Genomic DNA, 18,367 nt, shown 5'->3' on the forward strand with positions numbered 1-18,367 from the left:
CGATCGGCGGAGTTAACGGTACCGTTTAGTTGTGTTTTCGCGCTTGCTAGCCGGCTCTGCCGTGCCCGCCGACGAGCGGTCCGTCCTGCCCACCATCCGGGGTGTGCCCTGGTGGGGCGCCGTTCTGATCGCCGTCGGAGCCACGACTCTCGGCGCCGTCATCAGCGCCGATACGTCATCGTCACTGGGCCGGGCGTTCAAGGTGTGCTACCTGCTCGGGTGCGTTCTGGCCGCACTGTGCGTGCGGCAACGAGCACTGTTCACCGCGGCGGCACAACCGCCGCTGGTCGCGTTCGTGGTCGGCATCGTCACCCTCTACACCCTGAGTTCCGACAGCGCGCAGGGCATGCGGGACATCGTCCTGAAGGTGATCCTGCCGATCGCGACGAGCTTTCCATGGATCCTGCTGGCCTTCGTCCTGACCCTGGCCGTTGTGGTGGCGCGATTGCTCCTGGCTCGCCCCCAGGGCCTGGCCGTGTTCGGCAAGTTCACCGGGAAGTCGCGTCCGACCACCGCCGAGTCCGGTCGGCGGGCCGCCCCCGCGAAGAAGACCGCACCCCGCTCCGGGTCCTCGGGCAAGACCGGCTCCCCCAAGCGCGCCGCCACTCCGGCGGCGGCCGGCGCTCAGGCCAAGGCATCCGCAACGCGGCGAACCGGTGCGGCAGGCACCTCTGCGACGAAACGCACGGCCACGAGAGACGCGGCGGCCGGCACACAGCCCAAGGACGCAGCGACGCGCGAGACCAGGAGCAGAACTGCCGCGACCAAGCGAGTGCCCGCCGCGGCGGCGGCCCCGAAGGGCTCCGCGAACGCGAAGGACGCGGCCACCAAGCGTGCAGCCACTTCCCCCGCAGCCCCCCGAACCGCTGCTGCGTCGAAGGCCGCACCGGCCAAGCCCGCGCCCCAGCGCGCTGCCGGCGCCCGGCCCGCCGCCAAGCCCTCCGCCGATCCCGCGGCCGCTCAGCGACGGCCGGCAGCGGCGCAGAGCCCCGCTCCGTCCCCGACTCGCCCGGCGCCCCGGCCCCGACCGGCTCCGGCCGCCTCGCCGGCAGCCGCCGACGCACCCCGTCGCCGCGCCGCGCCGCAGACCATCCCGCCGCGCGATCCCAAAGGCCGTCCGCGTCGCACCGCGGGCCAGCTGCGGGACAAGAGCCAGATCGAGGACCTGACGGCCGGCGCCGACGAGCGCTGAGTCGATACCGGCCCCGAGCCGGCCGGGCGTCGAGACCTCAGATCTCGCCGAACCGACTTCCGTCGAGCCAGTCGCCGAGGTCGCGTGCCGCGGCCGCGATGGCCCGCGGCCAGTCGAACGCCGAGTCGTCGGCATTGTCTGTGACGACCTTGACCACGCGGAGAGGCAGTCCGTACTCGGCGCAGACGTGAGCGATCGCCGCGCCCTCCATGTCGACGAGATCGGCCCGCAACGCGAGCCGGTCCCGGTGCAGCGGATCGTTCACGAATGTGTCCCCGGTAGCCAGCACGCTGCCGTCGCCGCCCGCCACGTCCCATTCGTCAACCGTGTGATAGCCCATTGCGGCGAGATCCGCGGCACTGATGTCGTGCTCGATGACTCGCGAAGGTGTGAAGAGTCCGGTGCGCCCGTCGCGCAGCGCCCCCGCGGTGCCGATGTTGATCACCCGGCGGTAGTCACCGACAGCCAGCCGGTGCGTCACCTTGCTGGCCGCGCGAACCTTCCCGATACCGGTGATGAGCAGATCGGCCCCCGGCGGCACATGCGCGGCCTCGGCGCGGGTGGCCGAGACCACCAGCACCCCGTCCGGCGCGCTCACTCAGCGCGCCGCGACGCCTCGGTTCCGGTCCGGTCCGCGGCACCTGCCGCGGAGGCGAGGTCGCTGAGGCGCGCCAAGTAGTCGAATCGGTTGTTCGCGATGCGCATCACCACCTCGTAGGGAAGCGCGAACTTCCGCGCCCACCAGTAGCCGAACCGGATGTCGAACGAGGTGTAGACCATGAACTTGTTGCGGGTGACTCCGCGGAGGATCGCCGATGCCGCCTTCTCAGGCGTGACCGCGATCTTGTGGAAACCCGCGATCTCGCGCTGGATGGCGGTGTTGCCGCGATCGAGACCGACGATGTCGACGGTCTCGACCAAGGGAGTCGCCACACCGCCCGGGCACACCAGCGAGACTCCGATGTTGTGGCGTCGGAGATCGAATCGCAGTACCTCCGACACGCCCCGGATACCGAACTTGCTGGCGCTGTAGGCGGCGTGCCACGGCAGTGCCAGCAGCCCGGCGGCCGACGACACGTTCACGAGGTGACCGCCGGTGCCGCGGCGGACCATCTGAGGCACGAACGACTCGATGATGTGGATGGGGCCCATCAGATTGACGTCCACCATCTTCTTCCAATGGCGGTGTTCCAAGCGCTCGACCGTCCCCCACGCCGACACGCCCGCCACGTTCATGACGACGTCCATCACGCCGACCTCCGCGTCGACGCCCCGCGCGAACGCCGCCACCCACTCGTAGTCGGAGACGTCGCCGGCACGGTGGTAGAGAACGGTGCCCCGTCGATCGAGAATCTCCGCGACCACCGCGTCGAGAGCGTCGGCCTGAATGTCCGTGAGCACGAGCTGCGCCCCGGCGTCGGCGGCCGCCAGCGCGGTGGCGCGGCCGATGCCGCTGGCGGCGCCGGTGATCAGCACTTTGCGATCATGAAGCGAGGGCACGGGAGTCGGCACCACGAACAGCTCCCGGACGGACTGCAGGCTGGGAAGTTTCAGCGATGTCATGAGACCCATGACACAACCTTAGTCCACTCGTCAGATCGGGAGCTTGCCGCCGAACACCGCGTAGACCACCGCGAGGATCGCTTTGAGCACGTTGGCCGAGACGTCCTGGCCGTCGGTCATCAGAATGCGCTGCGCCTCCTGCGGGCTCTTGGCCTTGGCGAGCTTGTCGATCAGCGGGCCGATCGCCTCCACTCCGCTCAGCCCCGACAGGTCGGTGCCTTCGGACGGGCTCTCGGCTGCCGGTGCACTCGGCTGGGCACCGGGGTCCGGAGCCGGTGCGGTCGGATTGGCCGCGGCCGCGTGTCCGTCGAGGTAGGCCGAGATGCCCTCGGTGATCGCGACCGCGTACTTGGTGGCCCCCTGCGGGGACGACAGGACGGCCGCCTCGGCCGGATCGGACAGATTGCCCATCTCGATGAAGGCCGCCGGCACGCGCGTGAGATTGACCGCGGCGATGTCCGGCCGCGTCACGATTCCGTCGACAGCGCCCAGGTAGTTGGCCGGGGCGAAGCCAGCCTTCTTCATAGCGTCACGCAGGGTGTTCGACGCCTTGCGGCCCTCGCCCGACTGCACCGAGTCGACGGTCTTGTCCGGGATCGGCAGCGTCGGCACGATCATGTGAAAGCCGGTCTTGCTGGAATCGGCACCGGTGCTCGTCGAGTCCGCGTGGATGCTCACTGCCAGCGCGGCGCCCGACCGGCTCGCGGCCTCCGCCCGCTCGTCGACGCAACCGCCCCAGCCGGTGTCGTCGTTGCGACTCATCACCACGCGGGCACCCTTGCTCTCGAGTGCGGCCTTCACCAGCTGGGAGACGTCCCAGTTGATCGTGTGCTCGGCCTTGCCGGTGACCGCGGTGGCACCCGTGGTCTGGCAGTCCTTCTTGCCGCCGCGCCCGTCCGGCACCTGCTTCGCCAGATCGTGGCCCGCCGCCGATCCCTGATGGCCCGGGTCGAGGAACACCGTCTTGCCCGCCAACTCACCACTCTTGGGCGCCGCTTCGGTGGGCGCGACCGTCAGCAGTCCTCCGACGAGGACAGACGACGCGAGGACGGACGACGCGATCAGCGCACGCCGGCGGAAACGTACAGCATTCATGGGCGGGTTGGGTGTGCGGGCACGAGGCGCACACACCACTCTCCTTCCGAGGATCCAAACACCATCTGTCACACAGACAACTTTGGTAACAGTGAACCAGTGCTTGAGGCTAGACGGCAAACGCAGGCTCGGATCTCACCGGGAATCGTTAGGTTGCTGTGACCAGATGACGCGTCAGATGGAGGATTCCGTTCACATCGTCGGGATCGGCGGGCGCGACGAGACCGTCGAGTGCTTCGCGGGTGGCCGCCGCATCGAGCCCCGCCCCGATGACGACGAGTGACGTACCCGGCGTCCGTCCGCGCCACGAGCCGGCGTCGACTCGGACGAAGCCTCCGACAGCCTGAACCGTGTACGCGGTGTCGCGGTGCCCGTCGAGATCGACCAGCACCGTTCCCTTGATCCGGTAAGCGCCGGCGGGCGGTCGTTCGAGGAACTGCGCGAGGCGCCGAGGGTCCACCGGCGCGGAGGTCTCGAGCGCCGCTGACTCGAAACCGGCGTGCACATGATCGTGACCGTGGTCGTGGCCGTCGGGGTGGTCGTGGTCGTCGGCGAGGAGCAGTTCATCGAAGCTCAACTGACGAGGACCGTCGTCTCGGGCGATCTCCGCAGCGGGCTCGAAGAAGAGTTCCGGGTCCACCGCCGCGTCCGCCACCGGCAGGATCGGAGCGGTGGAGTTGATCATTCGAAGCCGCGCGATCAGCGATTGCACGGCGTCCTGGCCGGCGAGCAGATCGATCTTATTGCAGACCACCAGATCAGCGATCGCGAGATGCTCACCGAGTTGCGGGTGTTCGGCGATCGTGTCGTCGTAGTGAGCGGCGTCGACGACGTAGACGAGGCCGCCGTACGCCACGGTGGAGCTTCGCGCCGACAGCACCATCCGGATCAGTGCCTTGGGTTCGGCGATTCCGCTGGCCTCGATCAAGACCGCGTCGATGCCGTTTCCCGGGGCGGTCAGGCCGGCGAGTGTCTCGGCGAAATCCGACGCATCGGTAGTGCAGCACATACATCCGTTCTCAAGGCTGAGCGTGCCGCCCGACTGTCCGGAGACCAGAAGAGCGTCGATGTTGATGGACCCGAAGTCGTTGACGAGAACTCCGATCCGCCGGCCACCCGCGTGCCGGAGAACATGGTTGAGGAGCGTGGTCTTGCCCGCGCCGAGGAATCCCGCGAGCACCACGACCGGTGCGGCGGATGCGGTCACGTCGTCTGCTCACCGCGGCAGTCGGCGCAGAGCACCGCCAGATCGCGACCGTCGCCGTCCGGCAGATTGGCGACATCGCTCGTCGGAGTACCGCAGCGAAGGCACTTCCCTATCACCGCCGCTTCCGGACTGAAGTCGATTCTCATGCGTTTGTCGAAAACGTAGAGTGAGCCCTCCCACAGACCGCTGTCGCCGTACTGTTCTCCGTAGCGGACAATTCCCCCGTCGAGCTGATACACCTCGTCGAATCCACGAGCTTTCATCAATGCGCTGAGCACCTCGCAGCGGACACCGCCGGTGCAATATGTGACGACCGGCCGGCCTTTGAGATGATCGAGCGCACCGCTTTCCAGAAGCGGAAGGAAATCCCGCGTGGTGGTGACGTCGGGGACCACCGCATCCCGGAATCGGCCGATCTGCGCCTCGATCTTGTTACGGCCGTCCAGGAAGACCACTTCGTCACCGCGCCGGTCGACGAGCTCGTGCAACTGTTCCGGCGCCAGACGCACACCGGTGCCGACCACACCGTGATCGTCCAGACGCAGTTCTTCGGCGGCGCCGAAGGTCACTATCTCCGGGCGCACCTTCACGCTCAGGCGCGGGAAATCATCGCCTGTTCCGTCCGACCATTTGATGTCGGCGTCTTTGAATGCGGGATAGCTCCGGGTGGCACGGACATAACGTTTGACGTCGCGGATGTCACCTCCCACTGTTGCGTTGATGCCGTGAGATGACACGATGATCCTGCCGCGCAGTCCGGAGGCCTCGCAGACGCTCTGTTGCCAGAGTCGGATCGCCTCCGGGTCCGGCAGCGGAGCGAAGACGTAGAACAACACGATCTTGGGAGTCGCCACAGTGCAAGGGTACGGACCTCGAACACGCCTGCCCCTCGTCGCCCTGGTATGCCTCGGCGTCTCGGTCCTGACGTCGTGTTCGCTGCTGAGCACGGACGCATCACCCAGCAAGATCGTGATCCCGGGCACGAATGCGCCGAGCACCGAATCGCCGGCGCCTTCGCTCTCGCCGACATCCGCGTCCCGCACGGTCGGCATCCGCCGAACGGAGGCTCCGTGGAGCTATGAACGCGTCATCAAGGCGGCGCCTCGAGCCAGCAATTCCGGATTCCAGGTCGGCGCCACCTCGGCCGACGGCCGGACGTCCGATGTCTCCGGTTTTCATTTCTCGACGCCGGACCGCGGCGTGAGATGCTCCACCGGCAACAACGGCGCCGATGCTCTGGTGTGCGTCGGCGAGCACGTCCGGGGCGCCAAACGCGCCGCCGACGCCACCGCCGAGTGCGATTGGCAGGCCGATTACGTGGTGCTCGACGCCAACGGACCGAAAGCAGGCGCGTGCGCTAACAGTTATCCGGTGTTGTTCCGGTCACGCATCCTCGGCTCCGGTCGTGCGATCAATGTCGACCGTTTCGCCTGTCTCACCGATTCCGACGACCTCTACTGCGTAGAGTCCAGTTCCGGCACCGGATTCGCGATTACCGCTAATGGATACAGTGCGATTAGGGCGGATGAACGCGCCCCCGCATCACTGCTCGGATTGGATTCCGACGCCGATAGCCCGACGGTCGATAATCGCAATTCCTCACCAGTGGTCCCGACCCGTTGAATACGTGTACGCTGAGCGCAGATAAACGCCGCGGCGCACTCGGGTGAGGACATGCGCGGCAGGCTCGAATCAACCGGAGGACCACAGATGGCCAAGAAGACCGTGATCCAGATCGTCGACGATATCGACGGCGCAGAACTCGACGAGTACGAAACCGTCCACTGGAGTCTGGACGGTAAGAACTACGAGTTCGACACCTCCCCCGAGCATGCCGAAGAGTTCCGCAACCACGTCGCCACGTACATCGCCGCATCTCGTGTCACCGGCGGTCGCGCCGCCGCTCGCCGCGCCGCGCCGACCGCCGCACGTGGCCGCACCAACACCCGCGTGATCCGCCAGTGGGCGTCCGACAACGGTTACACGGTCAGTGATCGCGGCCGCATTCCGGCAGACATCATCGCGGCGTACGAAGCAGCGAACTGACACTCGCCGACGCGTCGGCCACAGCGCCCCGGACCAGGTCTCACTGACCGGTCCGGGGCGTTTTGCGATCGGCGTCCGATCCGTCCGTTACACCGCGGCCGAGTTTTCTCACCCCGTGGTTTTAATTGCGGAATCAGCAGCGCGCCGGATTACCCTGTCCAATCATGACTCTGCTTTCCGCAGCCCGCCGGCGCTGGCTGCCGCTGCTGGCCGTCTCTCTGCTGGTGGCGCTGCTGGCATCCTGCTCCAGTTCGGCGTCCAGCGACGATTCCGGACTCTGCTCACCTCCCGGCGTGGAGAGCGCCTCCGCCGCACCGACGAATCTCGCCAGCGCCGCTGCGGCCCCCGACCGGTTCACCACCGAGTCGACTCGGCCGCTCGACGAGATCGACACCTCCAGGCTCGGCCTCATCAAGCCCGGAACCCTGGTGGTCGGCACGCTGTCGGATGCGCCGCCCAGTATCTGTGTGAATTCGCAGCAGCAGTACACGGGCATGGACAACGAGATGCTCAAGGCGATCGCCGCCAAGCTCGGTCTCAAAGTGGAATTCATCGGCACGGAGTTCTCCGGCCTGCTCGCCCAGGTCGCCGGGCACCGGTACGACGTGGGATCGTCGTCGATCACCACCACTGACGAACGTCGCCAGACCGTCGACTTCACCAACGGTTACGACTTCGGCTACTTCGCTCTGGCCGGCCCGGCGAACGGCCGGGTGCAGAGCTTCGGCGATCTCAACCCGAGCACCCGGATCGGCGTCGTTCAGGGCACGGTTCAGGACGACTACGTCACGAACACCCTCAAGCTGAGCGCGGTGAAGTTCCCGGACTATGCGACCGCATACGCAAACCTGAAATCCGGTCAGATCGACGCATGGGTGGCCCCGAGCCAGCAGGCCGAGGGCACCGTTCAGGCCGCAGACGGAATGAAGATCCTGGAGAACACCTTCAGCATCAATAACTTCACCGCGTGGGCCGTCGCCAAGGGCAATCAACCGCTCGTCGACGCGCTGAACAGCGGGCTCGACGCGATCATCGCGGACGGCACCTGGGCTCGCCTGTACAGCGATTGGGCGCCGCGACCGCTTCCGGACGGCTGGAAGCCGGGCTCCAAGGCCGCGCCGAAGCCGGTGCTGCCCGACTTCGAAGCGATCGCGAAGGCGAATGAGGGCAAGCCGAAAGCCGACGCCGCCGACGCCGCGCCGAAGAGCACGTGGCAGCAACTGCGCGAGACCTTCTTCAGCGGTGAACAGTTCACCAAGGCACTGCCCGAACTGATCAAGACCGGTCTGCCGAACACCCTGAAGATCGCGATCACGTCGGGAATCCTGGGCACCGTCGGCGGCATGCTCCTGGCGATGGCCGGGATGTCGCGCAGCCGGTGGCTGCGTTGGCCGGCCCGCGTCTACACCGATATCTTCCGCGGCCTGCCCGCCGTCGTCGTCATTCTGATGGTCGGCCTGGGATTCGGGCCGGTGGTGAAGAACCTGACCGGCGGCAATCCCTTCTGGCTCGGCTCGGTGGCCCTCGCCCTGCTCGCCGCCGCCTATATCGGCGAGATCTTCCGATCCGGCATCCAGAGCGTGGAATCGGGTCAGATGGAGGCCGCGCGGGCGCTCGGCTTCTCCTACCGCCGATCCATGCGACTGGTAGTGATCCCCCAGGGCGTCCGACGCGTCCTTCCGGCTCTGGTCAACCAGTTCATCGTGCTCATCAAGGACTCGTCGCTGATCTACTTCCTGGGTCTGACGCTGACGCAGCGGGAACTGTTCGCCGTGGGCAAGGACTTCAATGCCAACAGCGGCAATCTCACCCCGCTGCTGGCCGCAGGCCTGCTGTATCTCGTGATGACGGTGCCGCTGACCCACCTCGTCAACTACATCGACAACCGTCTGCGCACTGGAAAGGCGTGAGCATCGTGGCGAACTCGCATCCCCTCGTCGATCGCGGTGCCGCGGTCTCCCTCACCGGGCAGGACCTGCACCTGAGCTTCGGCGACAACCACGTCCTGCGCGGCGTGGACATCCATGTGGAGGCCGGTACCACCACCACGGTCATCGGTCCGTCCGGATCGGGCAAGTCCACGCTCCTGCGCGTCCTCAACCGGCTCCACGAGCCGCAACAGGGCGATATCTTGATCGACGGCCGCAGCGTCTTGAAGGAGGACCCGGATCAACTGCGCCGCCGGATCGGCATGGTGTTCCAGCAGTTCAATCTGTTCCCGCACCGCACCGTGGCGCAGAATGTGGAACTCGGTCCGCGCAAACTGCTCGGCCTCGGCAAGGACGAGGCGCGGGCGCTCGCCATCGCCCAACTCGAGTCGGTGGGATTGGCGCACAAGGCCGACGCGCGGCCCTCGACCCTCTCGGGCGGACAGCAGCAGCGCGTGGCCATCGCCCGTGCCCTGGCCATGCATCCGCAGATCATGTGCTTCGACGAGGCCACCAGCGCCTTGGACCCGGAGCTGGTCAAGGGTGTGCTCGCGTTGATGACCGATCTGTCCGAACAGGGCATGACGATGATCGTGGTGACGCACGAGATGGGCTATGCCCGCGACGTCTCCGACCACGTCGTGTTCATGGACGAGGGAATGGTGGTGGAGACCGGGGCACCGGAACAGATCTTCACCGATGCGCGCAGCGACCGCCTGAAGACGTTCCTGTCGCAGATCCTCTGACGCGGGACGCTGCCTCAGCGGCCGACCAGCGCTGCGAACTCCGCAGAGGTGTAGAACGGGCTCAACCGGCGGCGCAGAGCCGCCTCGACGAACCCGTCGGCGTCGATCCGTGCGATGACGGGCGGACCGAACCGCATCGCCTCCTCCACCAGGTCGTCGCGCCCCACGCCCAACTCGTCGAGCAGATCCGACAGCGAGGTGGTGCCGTACGTGTCGAAGACCTCGTCGACGCCCTCGTCGAGAATCGCTCGGAAGAACGGCGTCTCGCGGAACGTGCGCCAGAACTCGAAGACCAGCACCACTGCGTCTTCGACATCCGAACTGCTCAGCACGTCGCGCACATCACCGACGCTCTGATCGGCGCCGGCCAGCCATACCTCGCGAGCGGCGTCGAGCACGAGATGATCGGCTTCGGCGCGGTTGGCTGCGAGCACCGTGCGGGCGCAGCGCCTCGCGATTCGCTCGACCATCGAATCGACGACGGCCGCCACCGGGCCGGGCATCCGGGAGGAGTCGACCGCCCGTTGGATCGCCTCCACGCACGCATCCTCGGTCGCCGGACTGTCGAGGACGCGCTTGAGCATCCGCCGCGACAGACCCAACTCGGCGACGCCGGCCGCCAGTTCCTCGTAACGGCGCCTCTCGAGAACGTCACCGAGCCGGGTGTCGTCGCCAGTCGAGTAATCGTAGATCCGTGAGGCGACGGTGCCGACGAGACCGGGGATGGCGCCGTCGACCGGGAATGCGATCGCGTACTTGCGTGCGACGGCCTTGACCAGATCGCGGGAGACGGCCTCTTCGAGCGGCAACTGGTCTGCGGCGTCGAGGAACGCCGTGATCTCCTCCTCCACCAGCGCCGCGAACGCCACGGAGTCGGTGAGCCGGCGGCGCTCGTAATCGACGTGAGCGTCGAGAAGTCTCGCGGCGAGGTCTGCGGCGTCCGATGACATGCCACTCATGCTACGAAACCTCGTCCGGGCTCGGCGGATCGTGCACGACGTGGGTCTCGCGCGCCGCGCGCCCGGCACTCGGCACTCCGAACCTCCCGGTCCGTCGCCGCACCGCGACGGTCGCGGCCGTGACGACGAGCATCGCCGCGACGGAGATCCACACGGCCGAGGTCGGCCCGGTCAGATCATGGGTGGCCGCTCCGATCATTCCGCCGACGGCGAGCGCGAACCACAGGGACAGGTTCCGGAGCCACAGCATGCGGGGACCGCCGGTGAACGCCTCGACGAGTTGTTGTCCGGCCTTCACGAGCGTCCCCGTCATGTAGGTCAGGCCGATGCTCACCTCGCCCTTCCTCAGGAAGGTGGAGTTCATCGCACCCATCGCCGCGGGCAGTCCGATCGCGAAGGCGGACGACGGAGCCACGAACACGCAGGCCAGGGCGCTCGTCGCCAGCAGAACGGTGGTGGTGAGGAGAACGGTGGTCCGGCCGTCCCAGAACCTCGCGGCGATCGCACCGATCACGGCACCGCAGAAGAACATGGCGAGGATCGATGCCACGGTGCCCGCACCGCCGAGGCGACCGGTGCCGAGTTGCGTGGCGAGTTCGGTGGTGTTGCCGCTCATGAACGACACGAACGATCCCTTGAGTTCCAAGAAGCCGACCGCGTCGAGGTAACCGGCGATTCCGGAGAGCGTCACCGCGAGCGCGATCTCCCGCCGATGCGCGGACCTCACCGTCCGGCCAGCATCTGTCGGAGCACCGTGACCACGCCTGCGTCGACGTTGCTGGGAGCCCGGAACCGCGCACGTTCGAGCACGTCGGGGTGTGAATTGGCCATCGCGAACGACCACCGTGCGGCGTCGAGCATCTCGAGATCGTTCAGGTAGTCGCCGAAGACGACCGTGTGCTCGGGGCCCACGCCGAGAAGAGCCTGCAGTTCCCGGACACCGGTGGCCTTGTGCGTCCCCGGTGCGGTGATGTCGATCCAGTGGCTCCCCGACACCGCGAGCTTGTGGTCGCCGACCAGTGGAGCGAACAGTTCAGCGGCGCTCGACTCGGCGTCGGCGAAGTCGTAGATCGCGAGCTTGACCACATCGCCGTCGATCTGGGACTGATCGACCACATGCTCCAGCCGGACGCAGTACCGGCGAGCGTGAACGACGAACTCGGCGTCGTCGGACTCGATGAAGGCTCCGTCGGTCCGGTGCACGAGCAGTCGGAGGTCACGCCCGTGCCGATCGGCCTCGCGGACGGTGTCGATGACCGTGGCGACCAGCGCGGGATCGATGGTCGACGACGTCAACAGCCTGCCGTCGTGCATCACCATGCTGCCGTTCTCGGCGACGTACGAGAGCGTGCCGCGGTGCGGGGCGAAGATCTCCTCGAGGGTGTAGTACTGCCGACCGCTCGCCGGGACGAACGCGATACCGCGCGCGGTCAACTCGTCGAGGATAGGCCAGAAGGCGTCGGGAACCCGGCCGGCGTCGTCGAGCAGCGTTCCGTCCATGTCGGCGACGACCATCCGGATGTCCGCTGACCGAAGCCCATCAAGCATGTCTCGATGGTAATGCCGACGGCACCGCCCTCAGGCACCAGCGGCCCGACGCGGGGCGCCGACCGGCGATCAGCTGCCGGTCAGAAGAAGTCGCCGCCCCCGAAATCACCGAAGTCCCCGCCGTCGAAACCACCGAAGCCGTCGCCGAAGTCGCCGCCGCCGTCCCCGTAATCGCCGCCACTGTCCCCGCCGCTGTCCCCGCTGTCGCCGCCGCCGTCGGAGTAGTCGCCGCCGGCCATATCGGCGTCGGCGACCCCGTGCGGGACACCCGCCATTCCGGAGAACAAGGAGCTGAACAGCAGCGCCGATCCCACGCCCCACGCACCGCCGATGAGCGCCGGACGCCACCACGGCTCGGAGTACCAGCCCGCGGGCACCGGGCGTCCCGCCACGCGACCGCCCGGATAGTAGTTGGGCGTCTGGCTGGACGGCTGCGGCGACGCCTCGACGGTGCGGCCGTCGAACTCCACCGACCGCTCCTCGGTCACCGATCCGGCCGCGCGCTGACCCTCGAGTTCGGGGATCGGGGGACCCGGATCGAGTTTCAGCGCGGTGCGGGCCGCTCGGATGTAGTACAGGCCTTCCACAGCGGTCTGTTTGGCGAGTCCGGCCTGAGCGGGACTGGACGCCTGCTCGATCTGCGAGCCGGCCGCGGTGAACCGCTCGCCCGCGTCGGCGAGTGCCTGCTTGGCAGCCGGGTCGTCGCCCGGGTCGAGCGAGTACACCTGGCCGCCGAGTCGTTCGATCGCCTGCCGCGCATCGGCCTTGGCGTCGTCGAGAGAGACTCGTCCGGATTGGGCGGTGACGGTGCGGTTGCGCATCATCGAAAACACTCCGACGGCGATCAGCGCGATGACGAGGATGAAGAGGATCTCTAACACCCTCTCCAGCGTACGGATCGTGCGGGCGGGCGGCGACGATGCGAGTCAGCGGAGCCCGTCGAGTTTGACCGGATTCCGCACCGCGTACACCGCCGTCACCTTCTCTCCCGTCACTTCGACCGAGACCACGCTGTCGAGATCCCCGTCGATCGTCACCACCAACGACGGCATGCCGTTCACGACCGTCATCCGCATCCCCACCTCACCCAGGGTCGGTGCCTTGGCGAAGAGTCCGGCCGCCATCCGCGCCACCCGGGCCGCACCCTCGATCGGCCGGCGCGCCGCCGCCACGACGCCGCCACCGTCGCCCATGTACACCACACCGGGAGAGAGCGTGTCCATGAGTTCCTGGAGATCGCCGGTGGCGGCCGCGGTCAGAAACCGCTCGGCGACCGCCCGCGCATCCTCGGGGTCGGCGACCGCGGCGGGGCGTCGGGCACGGACGTGGTTTCGTGCGCGATGCGCTATCTGCCGGACCGCGGGCTGTGACTTTCCGATCGCGTCGGCGATCTCGGCGTACCCGAAGTCGAAGACCTCGCGCAACACGAAGACCGCGCGCTCGTCGGGAGTGAGCGACTCGAGGACGAGGAGCATCGCGGTCGTGACGGCTTCCCCGGACAGGACGTGGTCGAGTCCGGAGTCCTCGGCAGTCGACTCGAGCGGTTCCGGCAGCCACGGACCGACGTATGTCTCGCGTCGTCGCGACGACGCCCGCGCGGCGTTCAGCGCCTGTCGGGTCACGATCCGCGCCAAGTACGCGCGCGGGTTCTCGACCTCCGACCGGTCGCCTTCCTGCCAGCGCAGCCAGCTCTCGGACAGTACGTCCTCCGCGTCGGCGACGGACCCGAGGATCTCGTAAGCGATCGAGAACAGCAGGGGACGGTGCTGGGTGAACTCCGCGACTCCGGGTGGCTCGGCGGCGCTCATGCCGCGCCCGGCTTCCACGAGTACCGTCCGGCGCGGACGGTGTGCACGGTGCTGCGGCACACCTGCTCCTTGATCGCCGCGGCCGTGCGCCCGCGTAGCCAGAGGCTCGCCGGACTGTCGTCGCGGTGCACCCTCTGGACCACGCCGTCGGAGCGGCCCAGCGACACGCACTGCGCCACGAACGCGACGGAATAGGGCTTGTGCGACCGGCCCGTGAAGTCGGCTGCGATCAGATCCGCGGCGTACGCCCCCTGCGGAATCGCCGCCTGGCAACTCATGCGCGATCCCGGAACCGCCGCTCCGTCGCCGACCGCGATCACCCGCGGATCGCTCACACTGCGCAGATGATCGTCCACCATCACACGGCCGGCGTCGTTCACCTCCAGCCCGCTCTGGAGAGCCAGTTCGCCCACCCGGCTCGCGTTGGCCCACACCGTCAGCGCCGCGTCCCGTCCGCCCGACCACCGCTGTCGGACCACCTCGACGCCGTGCCCGGCGAGCACCTCGGCGACCTGCGCTCGGGCCTTCGCGCCGAGCGATCGGGCGATCGGCGCATCGCTGAAGAGCCGGATCCGCACGTCGCGGCGCCGAGCTGCGATCTCCGTCGCGGTCTCCACCCCCGTCAGCCCACCTCCGACGACGTCGACCGCGGCCCCGTCCGGCAGGGAGCGCAGTCGTTCGGCGGCCACGGCAGCCGACTCGGGCGCGCCGACGTCCACGGCTCCCTCCGGAGCGCTCGGTGCACCGCCGACCGCATAGACGAGACGGTCGAACTCCAGCGCGCCACCGTCACTCAGGGCCACCGAACCGTCCGCGATCTTCGTCACCGCCGCGATCCGGGTCGTCACCGAATCGTCGAGCATCTCGGCCAACGGGCGGGCCGCGGTCCCGCTGCCCGCGACCACCTGGTGCAGTCGGATGCGTTCCACGAACTCCGGGCGCGGATTGACGACGACGATCTCAGCGCCGCGCGCCCGTCGCGCCAACCGGTTCGCGGCCATCGTCCCCGCGTACCCCGCTCCCACGATCACGATCTTCATGACGACCTCCCAGGTGTTGTTCTCGATCAGACACCCATGGGACACCGCGGGGCCGCCCCCTGTGACACGCTCCGCCAGTGATCGTGGAGATCGGCGTCTCCGGTCACCGCCGCACCGCGGATTCGTCGCCGCTCCAGCGCAGACGCAGTTCACGCTTGAGCACCTTTCCGGTGGCTGTGCGCGGCAGCACGTCGACGAAGTGCACCGCCCGCGGGCTCTTGAAGTGGGCGATCCGTTCGCGGGTCCAGGCGATCAACTCCGCTTCGGAAACCTCCGACCCCGGTTTGGCGGCGACCACCGCGGTCACCGACTCGCCCCATTTCTCGTCGGGCAGGCCGATCACCGCGACCTCCGCGACGGCCGGATGCCGGTACATCGTCTGCTCCACCTCCGAGGCGTAGACGTTCTCTCCGCCGGTGACGATCATGTCCTTCTTGCGGTCGACGATCCGGTAGTACCCCGCCTCGTCGCAGGTGGCGAGATCGCCGGTGTGGAACCAGCCGTCCTGCAGCGCCTCGGCCGTGGCCTCGGGCTTGTTCCAATAGCCGACGAAAACGTTGGGACCGCGAACCAGAAGCTCCCCGATCACGCCCGGCGGCACCTCGTCTCCCTCACCGTCGGCCACCTTCATCTCCACATGGAGCACCGGCTTGCCGACCGATCCCGCGTACGCGACGGCCTCGTCGACCTCCAGAACGCAGACGTTCGGAGCGGTCTCGGTGAGCCCGAAGCCCTCGCAGAGCCGAACGCCGTGCCGCGTGAGACTCTCGATCAGCACCACCGGGCACGGCGCACCACCGGAGATGCCGAACCGCAGTGAGCTCAGATCCGCGGTCTCGACAGCCGGCGAGGCATCGATCGCGGCCCACATCGCGGGCACCGCGAACGCCACGCTGACCCGATGCTTCGCGACCGCGTCGAGCCACGCGTCGGGAGTGAAGGTCTCCAGCACCACGGTGGTTCCCCCGATGTAGAGCAACGGCAGTGTGATGACACCCAGCGCACCGATGTGGAACAGGGGCGCCGAGGCGATGTTGACATCGCGCGGTCCGACGCCGTCGCCGGCGGTGAGGTTGTTGATGCCGTTCCAGTGGTGATTGGCGTGGGTGAGCATCGCTCCCTTCGGAAAGCCGGTGGTCCCCGAGGTGTACATGAGCATCGACAGGTCGTCGGCGGCGACGTCGACCGGCACCCGCTCGTCGCTGCCCTCGGCGATGAGTGCCTCGTACTCCGAGGGCTCGCCGGCGGCACGCTGCTCGCCCGACGGGATCTCGACGATGCCGGACACCTCGGTTCCCTCGGCCGCGGCACGGGCCAGAGCCGCAGTCTGGGGTGAGACGAACAGGAGGCGGGCACCGGAGTCGTTGAGGATGTACTGCACTTCGGGGGCCTGCAGGCGCCAGTTGATCGGTACGGCCACCGCACCGAGTTTGGCGACGGCGAGGACCACCTCGAGCATGTGGGTGCTGTTGAGAGTGAGGAGGGCGACCCGGTCTCCTCGGCCGATGCCGCGCGAGCGCAAGGCGTCGGCCAGAGCGTTGGTCCGGAGATCCAGTTGTTCGAAGGTGTACTCGGCGCCGGTCGTCGCGTCGATCAGTGCGACGCGGTGTGGATGCCGCACCCGGTGCAGGGTGGGCCAGTTGCCGATGCCGTTGTCCATGTGACGATCCCATCGATTCGCGCGGCGCCTCCGCGGTGGTGCGTGATGTGGATCACCGTAACCTCACGAAGAAAAAGTCACAAGCGCTTGTTTTTGTGCCGTCGGTGCGGGTCGCCCGAGTCACGCGCCGGCCGGGCCCGTGAGCAACTCGATGCGTCGTTCGCCCTCCACATCCGCGAGCAGTGCCGATCCTGCCGGGCGCAGGTCGACGGCCGCGCCGTAGACGATCGGCCAGCCGAGATAGCGACAGATGAACGACCGGGAGAAGTGCCCGTGCGAAACAACCACCACGTCACGGCGGACCAGTTCGGCCTCGACGTACCGCACTACCCGATCGACGCGCTGCGTCATCTCCTGGACCGACTCACCTCCGGGCGCTCCATGCGTCCAGATCGACCAGTCCGGCTCGTATTCCGCGCGGATCTGCGACCGCGTGATCCCCTCATAGTCGCCGTAATCCCATTCGGCGAAGTCCTCGCCGACCTCGTCGGGCGCCAACTCGGCCAGTTCCGCCGTGCGCCGGGCACGGCGGCGCGGCGAGGAGACGACGTACGGATCCTCCAACCCGAGACGCTGGGCGATGCCCGCCAGCGCGCTCGCCTGCACCTCTCCCGTCTGCGTCAATCCGATATCGGTGCGCCCGGTGTGCCTGCCCGTCCGTGACCACTCGGTCTCCCCGTGGCGGATCAACAGGATGCGGGGGTGACGGGTGCAGGTGTTCACCGCTCGTACCGTACCGATCGCGTCGGCCGGACGCGTCCCGAGCTACTCGAACCGCTCCAGGGTCTGCGGGTCGTACAGCCGGAAGCCGAGCGAGCGCATCACGTCGATCACCACGTTGATGTCGTGCGGCTCGACGCCGTAGCCGGTGAAGACCACGAGTTGATCGTCCATGAAGACGTCGAAGGCCGGTCCGTCCGCGGCCGTCCCTCCCGGCGGGTAGAGCATGTTCTGATTGCGAGACCAACGGTCGAGGTCTCCGATGGCGCTCTCGACGGCCGCGGCGTCGACGGGGCGGACGCCCGCGACCCTCTCACCGCTGTTCAACCTGTTGTAGGTCTCGCCGCAGTCCGCGGAATCGCCTCCCGACCAGAACGCCAACGTGTAGCTCATGCTCCCGATTGTCCACGACTCCCCCGCGGTGGACAGTGGTATTCGACGGGCGCTCCGCGCCCGGGCGGGCGCGTAGCCTGAGGCCATGCTCTTCGCTTTCTCGATCGCTCCCGGAACCAGTGACGACCCCGACGGATCGGTCAGCGCGGCCGTCGCGGAGGCGGTCCGGGTGGTACGCGCCTCCGGCCTTCCCAACGAGACGACCTCGATGTTCACCACCGTCGAAGGAGACTGGGACGAGTGCATGGCCGTCATCAAAGCGGCCTGCGAGGCCGTGGCCGCGCACAGTCCGCGCGTGAGTCTGGTGCTGAAAGCGGACATGCGCGAAGGATTCTCCGGTCAGCTCACCGAGAAGGTGGAGAGGATCGAGCAGCGTCTGCGCGCGGAGCCCTGAGCCACTGCTGAGATCATGCGTGTCGCGGGCCGTCGAGGGAAGATCGCCCTCGGGCGAGGCTCTCACGA

At 67.9% G+C, this 18,367-nt stretch carries 20 protein-coding genes; 6 read left to right on the top strand and 14 right to left on the bottom strand.

Going from position 1 to position 18,367, the window contains the following annotated elements:
• The first annotated feature begins 61 nt into the window (after positions 1-61).
• A complete protein-coding gene (locus tag Y710_RS14685) occupies positions 62-1,192 on the top strand; it encodes a DUF6542 domain-containing protein (RefSeq protein WP_062367783.1) in 1,131 nt (376 codons plus the stop codon).
• A 37-nt stretch (positions 1,193-1,229) separates the two neighbouring features.
• Here the strand turns inward: Y710_RS14685 and Y710_RS14690 are convergent, their stop codons facing one another.
• The 5 genes from Y710_RS14690 to Y710_RS14710 all read right to left on the bottom strand — a co-directional run bounded on the left by Y710_RS14690 (position 1,230) and on the right by Y710_RS14710 (position 5,911).
• Positions 1,230-1,790, bottom strand: coding sequence for a nucleosidase (locus Y710_RS14690; protein ID WP_006898247.1), 561 nt, complete (start codon positions 1,788-1,790; stop codon positions 1,230-1,232).
• Entirely contained in the window at positions 1,787-2,764 is a 978-nt protein-coding gene (locus Y710_RS14695; RefSeq protein ID WP_006898248.1) for an SDR family oxidoreductase, read from the bottom strand. The genes Y710_RS14690 and Y710_RS14695 overlap by 4 nt, the downstream gene beginning before the upstream one ends.
• Before the next feature lie 21 nt (positions 2,765-2,785).
• Positions 2,786-3,850, bottom strand: a complete 1,065-nt coding sequence (locus Y710_RS14700; protein WP_062367784.1) for an N-acetylmuramoyl-L-alanine amidase — start codon at positions 3,848-3,850, stop codon at positions 2,786-2,788.
• A 148-nt stretch (positions 3,851-3,998) separates the two neighbouring features.
• Positions 3,999-5,057, bottom strand: a complete 1,059-nt coding sequence (locus tag Y710_RS14705; RefSeq protein ID WP_062367785.1) for a CobW family GTP-binding protein — start codon at positions 5,055-5,057, stop codon at positions 3,999-4,001.
• Entirely contained in the window at positions 5,054-5,911 is an 858-nt protein-coding gene (locus Y710_RS14710) for an oxygen-dependent tRNA uridine(34) hydroxylase TrhO (RefSeq protein WP_045538322.1), read from the bottom strand. Before Y710_RS14710 ends, Y710_RS14705 begins: the two co-directional genes overlap by 4 nt.
• 1 nt (position 5,912) lies before the next feature.
• On the opposite strand from Y710_RS14710, the gene Y710_RS14715 reads away from it, so the two are divergent.
• From Y710_RS14715 to Y710_RS14730, 4 genes are all read left to right on the top strand, one after another.
• Entirely contained in the window at positions 5,913-6,680 is a 768-nt protein-coding gene (locus tag Y710_RS14715; protein WP_006898252.1) for a hypothetical protein, read from the top strand.
• Between the two features lie 87 nt (positions 6,681-6,767).
• Positions 6,768-7,103, top strand: coding sequence for a histone-like nucleoid-structuring protein Lsr2 (locus Y710_RS14720; protein WP_006898253.1), 336 nt, complete (start codon positions 6,768-6,770; stop codon positions 7,101-7,103).
• A 164-nt stretch (positions 7,104-7,267) separates the two neighbouring features.
• Positions 7,268-9,013, top strand: coding sequence for an ABC transporter substrate-binding protein/permease (locus tag Y710_RS14725; RefSeq protein WP_062367786.1), 1,746 nt, complete (start codon positions 7,268-7,270; stop codon positions 9,011-9,013).
• The gene (locus Y710_RS14730; RefSeq protein ID WP_062367787.1) at positions 9,010-9,777 is read left to right on the top strand and encodes an amino acid ABC transporter ATP-binding protein; all 768 of its coding nucleotides are present in this window, start codon (positions 9,010-9,012) and stop codon (positions 9,775-9,777) included. Before Y710_RS14725 ends, Y710_RS14730 begins: the two co-directional genes overlap by 4 nt.
• 14 nt (positions 9,778-9,791) lie before the next feature.
• Here the strand turns inward: Y710_RS14730 and Y710_RS14735 are convergent, their stop codons facing one another.
• From Y710_RS14735 to Y710_RS14775, 9 genes are all read right to left on the bottom strand, one after another.
• Complete coding sequence (locus Y710_RS14735) at positions 9,792-10,736, bottom strand: hypothetical protein (RefSeq protein WP_082781332.1); 945 nt, start codon at positions 10,734-10,736, stop codon at positions 9,792-9,794.
• Position 10,737: 1 nt separating this feature from the next.
• Positions 10,738-11,463 (bottom strand): YoaK family protein, encoded by a 726-nt coding sequence (locus Y710_RS14740; protein WP_062367788.1) that lies wholly within the window; start codon positions 11,461-11,463, stop codon positions 10,738-10,740.
• Positions 11,460-12,284, bottom strand: a complete 825-nt coding sequence (locus tag Y710_RS14745; RefSeq protein ID WP_062367789.1) for a Cof-type HAD-IIB family hydrolase — start codon at positions 12,282-12,284, stop codon at positions 11,460-11,462. Before Y710_RS14745 ends, Y710_RS14740 begins: the two co-directional genes overlap by 4 nt.
• Positions 12,285-12,364: 80 nt before the next feature.
• Positions 12,365-13,165: a hypothetical protein gene (locus tag Y710_RS14750; protein ID WP_062367790.1), complete on the bottom strand. Its 801-nt coding sequence runs from the start codon at positions 13,163-13,165 to the stop codon at positions 12,365-12,367.
• A gap of 45 nt (positions 13,166-13,210) precedes the next feature.
• Positions 13,211-14,092 (bottom strand): RNA polymerase sigma-70 factor, encoded by an 882-nt coding sequence (locus Y710_RS14755; RefSeq protein ID WP_062367809.1) that lies wholly within the window; start codon positions 14,090-14,092, stop codon positions 13,211-13,213.
• Positions 14,089-15,132, bottom strand: a complete 1,044-nt coding sequence (locus Y710_RS14760; protein ID WP_062367791.1) for an NAD(P)/FAD-dependent oxidoreductase — start codon at positions 15,130-15,132, stop codon at positions 14,089-14,091. The genes Y710_RS14755 and Y710_RS14760 overlap by 4 nt, the downstream gene beginning before the upstream one ends.
• 103 nt (positions 15,133-15,235) lie before the next feature.
• On the bottom strand, positions 15,236-16,792 hold the full coding sequence (locus tag Y710_RS14765) for an acyl-CoA synthetase (protein ID WP_062367792.1): 1,557 nt from the start codon (positions 16,790-16,792) through the stop codon (positions 15,236-15,238).
• 120 nt (positions 16,793-16,912) lie between these two features.
• Positions 16,913-17,515 carry a histidine phosphatase family protein gene (locus Y710_RS14770; RefSeq protein ID WP_062367793.1) on the bottom strand — a complete coding sequence of 201 codons (603 nt, stop codon included), beginning with the start codon at positions 17,513-17,515 and terminating at the stop codon, positions 16,913-16,915.
• Between the two features lie 42 nt (positions 17,516-17,557).
• The gene (locus Y710_RS14775) at positions 17,558-17,905 is read right to left on the bottom strand and encodes a hypothetical protein (protein ID WP_006898264.1); all 348 of its coding nucleotides are present in this window, start codon (positions 17,903-17,905) and stop codon (positions 17,558-17,560) included.
• Positions 17,906-17,990: 85 nt separating this feature from the next.
• Here Y710_RS14775 and Y710_RS14780 point away from each other — a divergent pair, with 85 nt between their 5' ends.
• Complete coding sequence (locus Y710_RS14780; RefSeq protein WP_006898265.1) at positions 17,991-18,299, top strand: thiamine-binding protein; 309 nt, start codon at positions 17,991-17,993, stop codon at positions 18,297-18,299.
• Positions 18,300-18,367 lie beyond the last annotated feature (68 nt).

The organism is Gordonia sp. QH-12 (assembly GCF_001578675.1).
GTDB classification, from domain to species: domain Bacteria; phylum Actinomycetota; class Actinomycetes; order Mycobacteriales; family Mycobacteriaceae; genus Gordonia; species Gordonia sihwensis.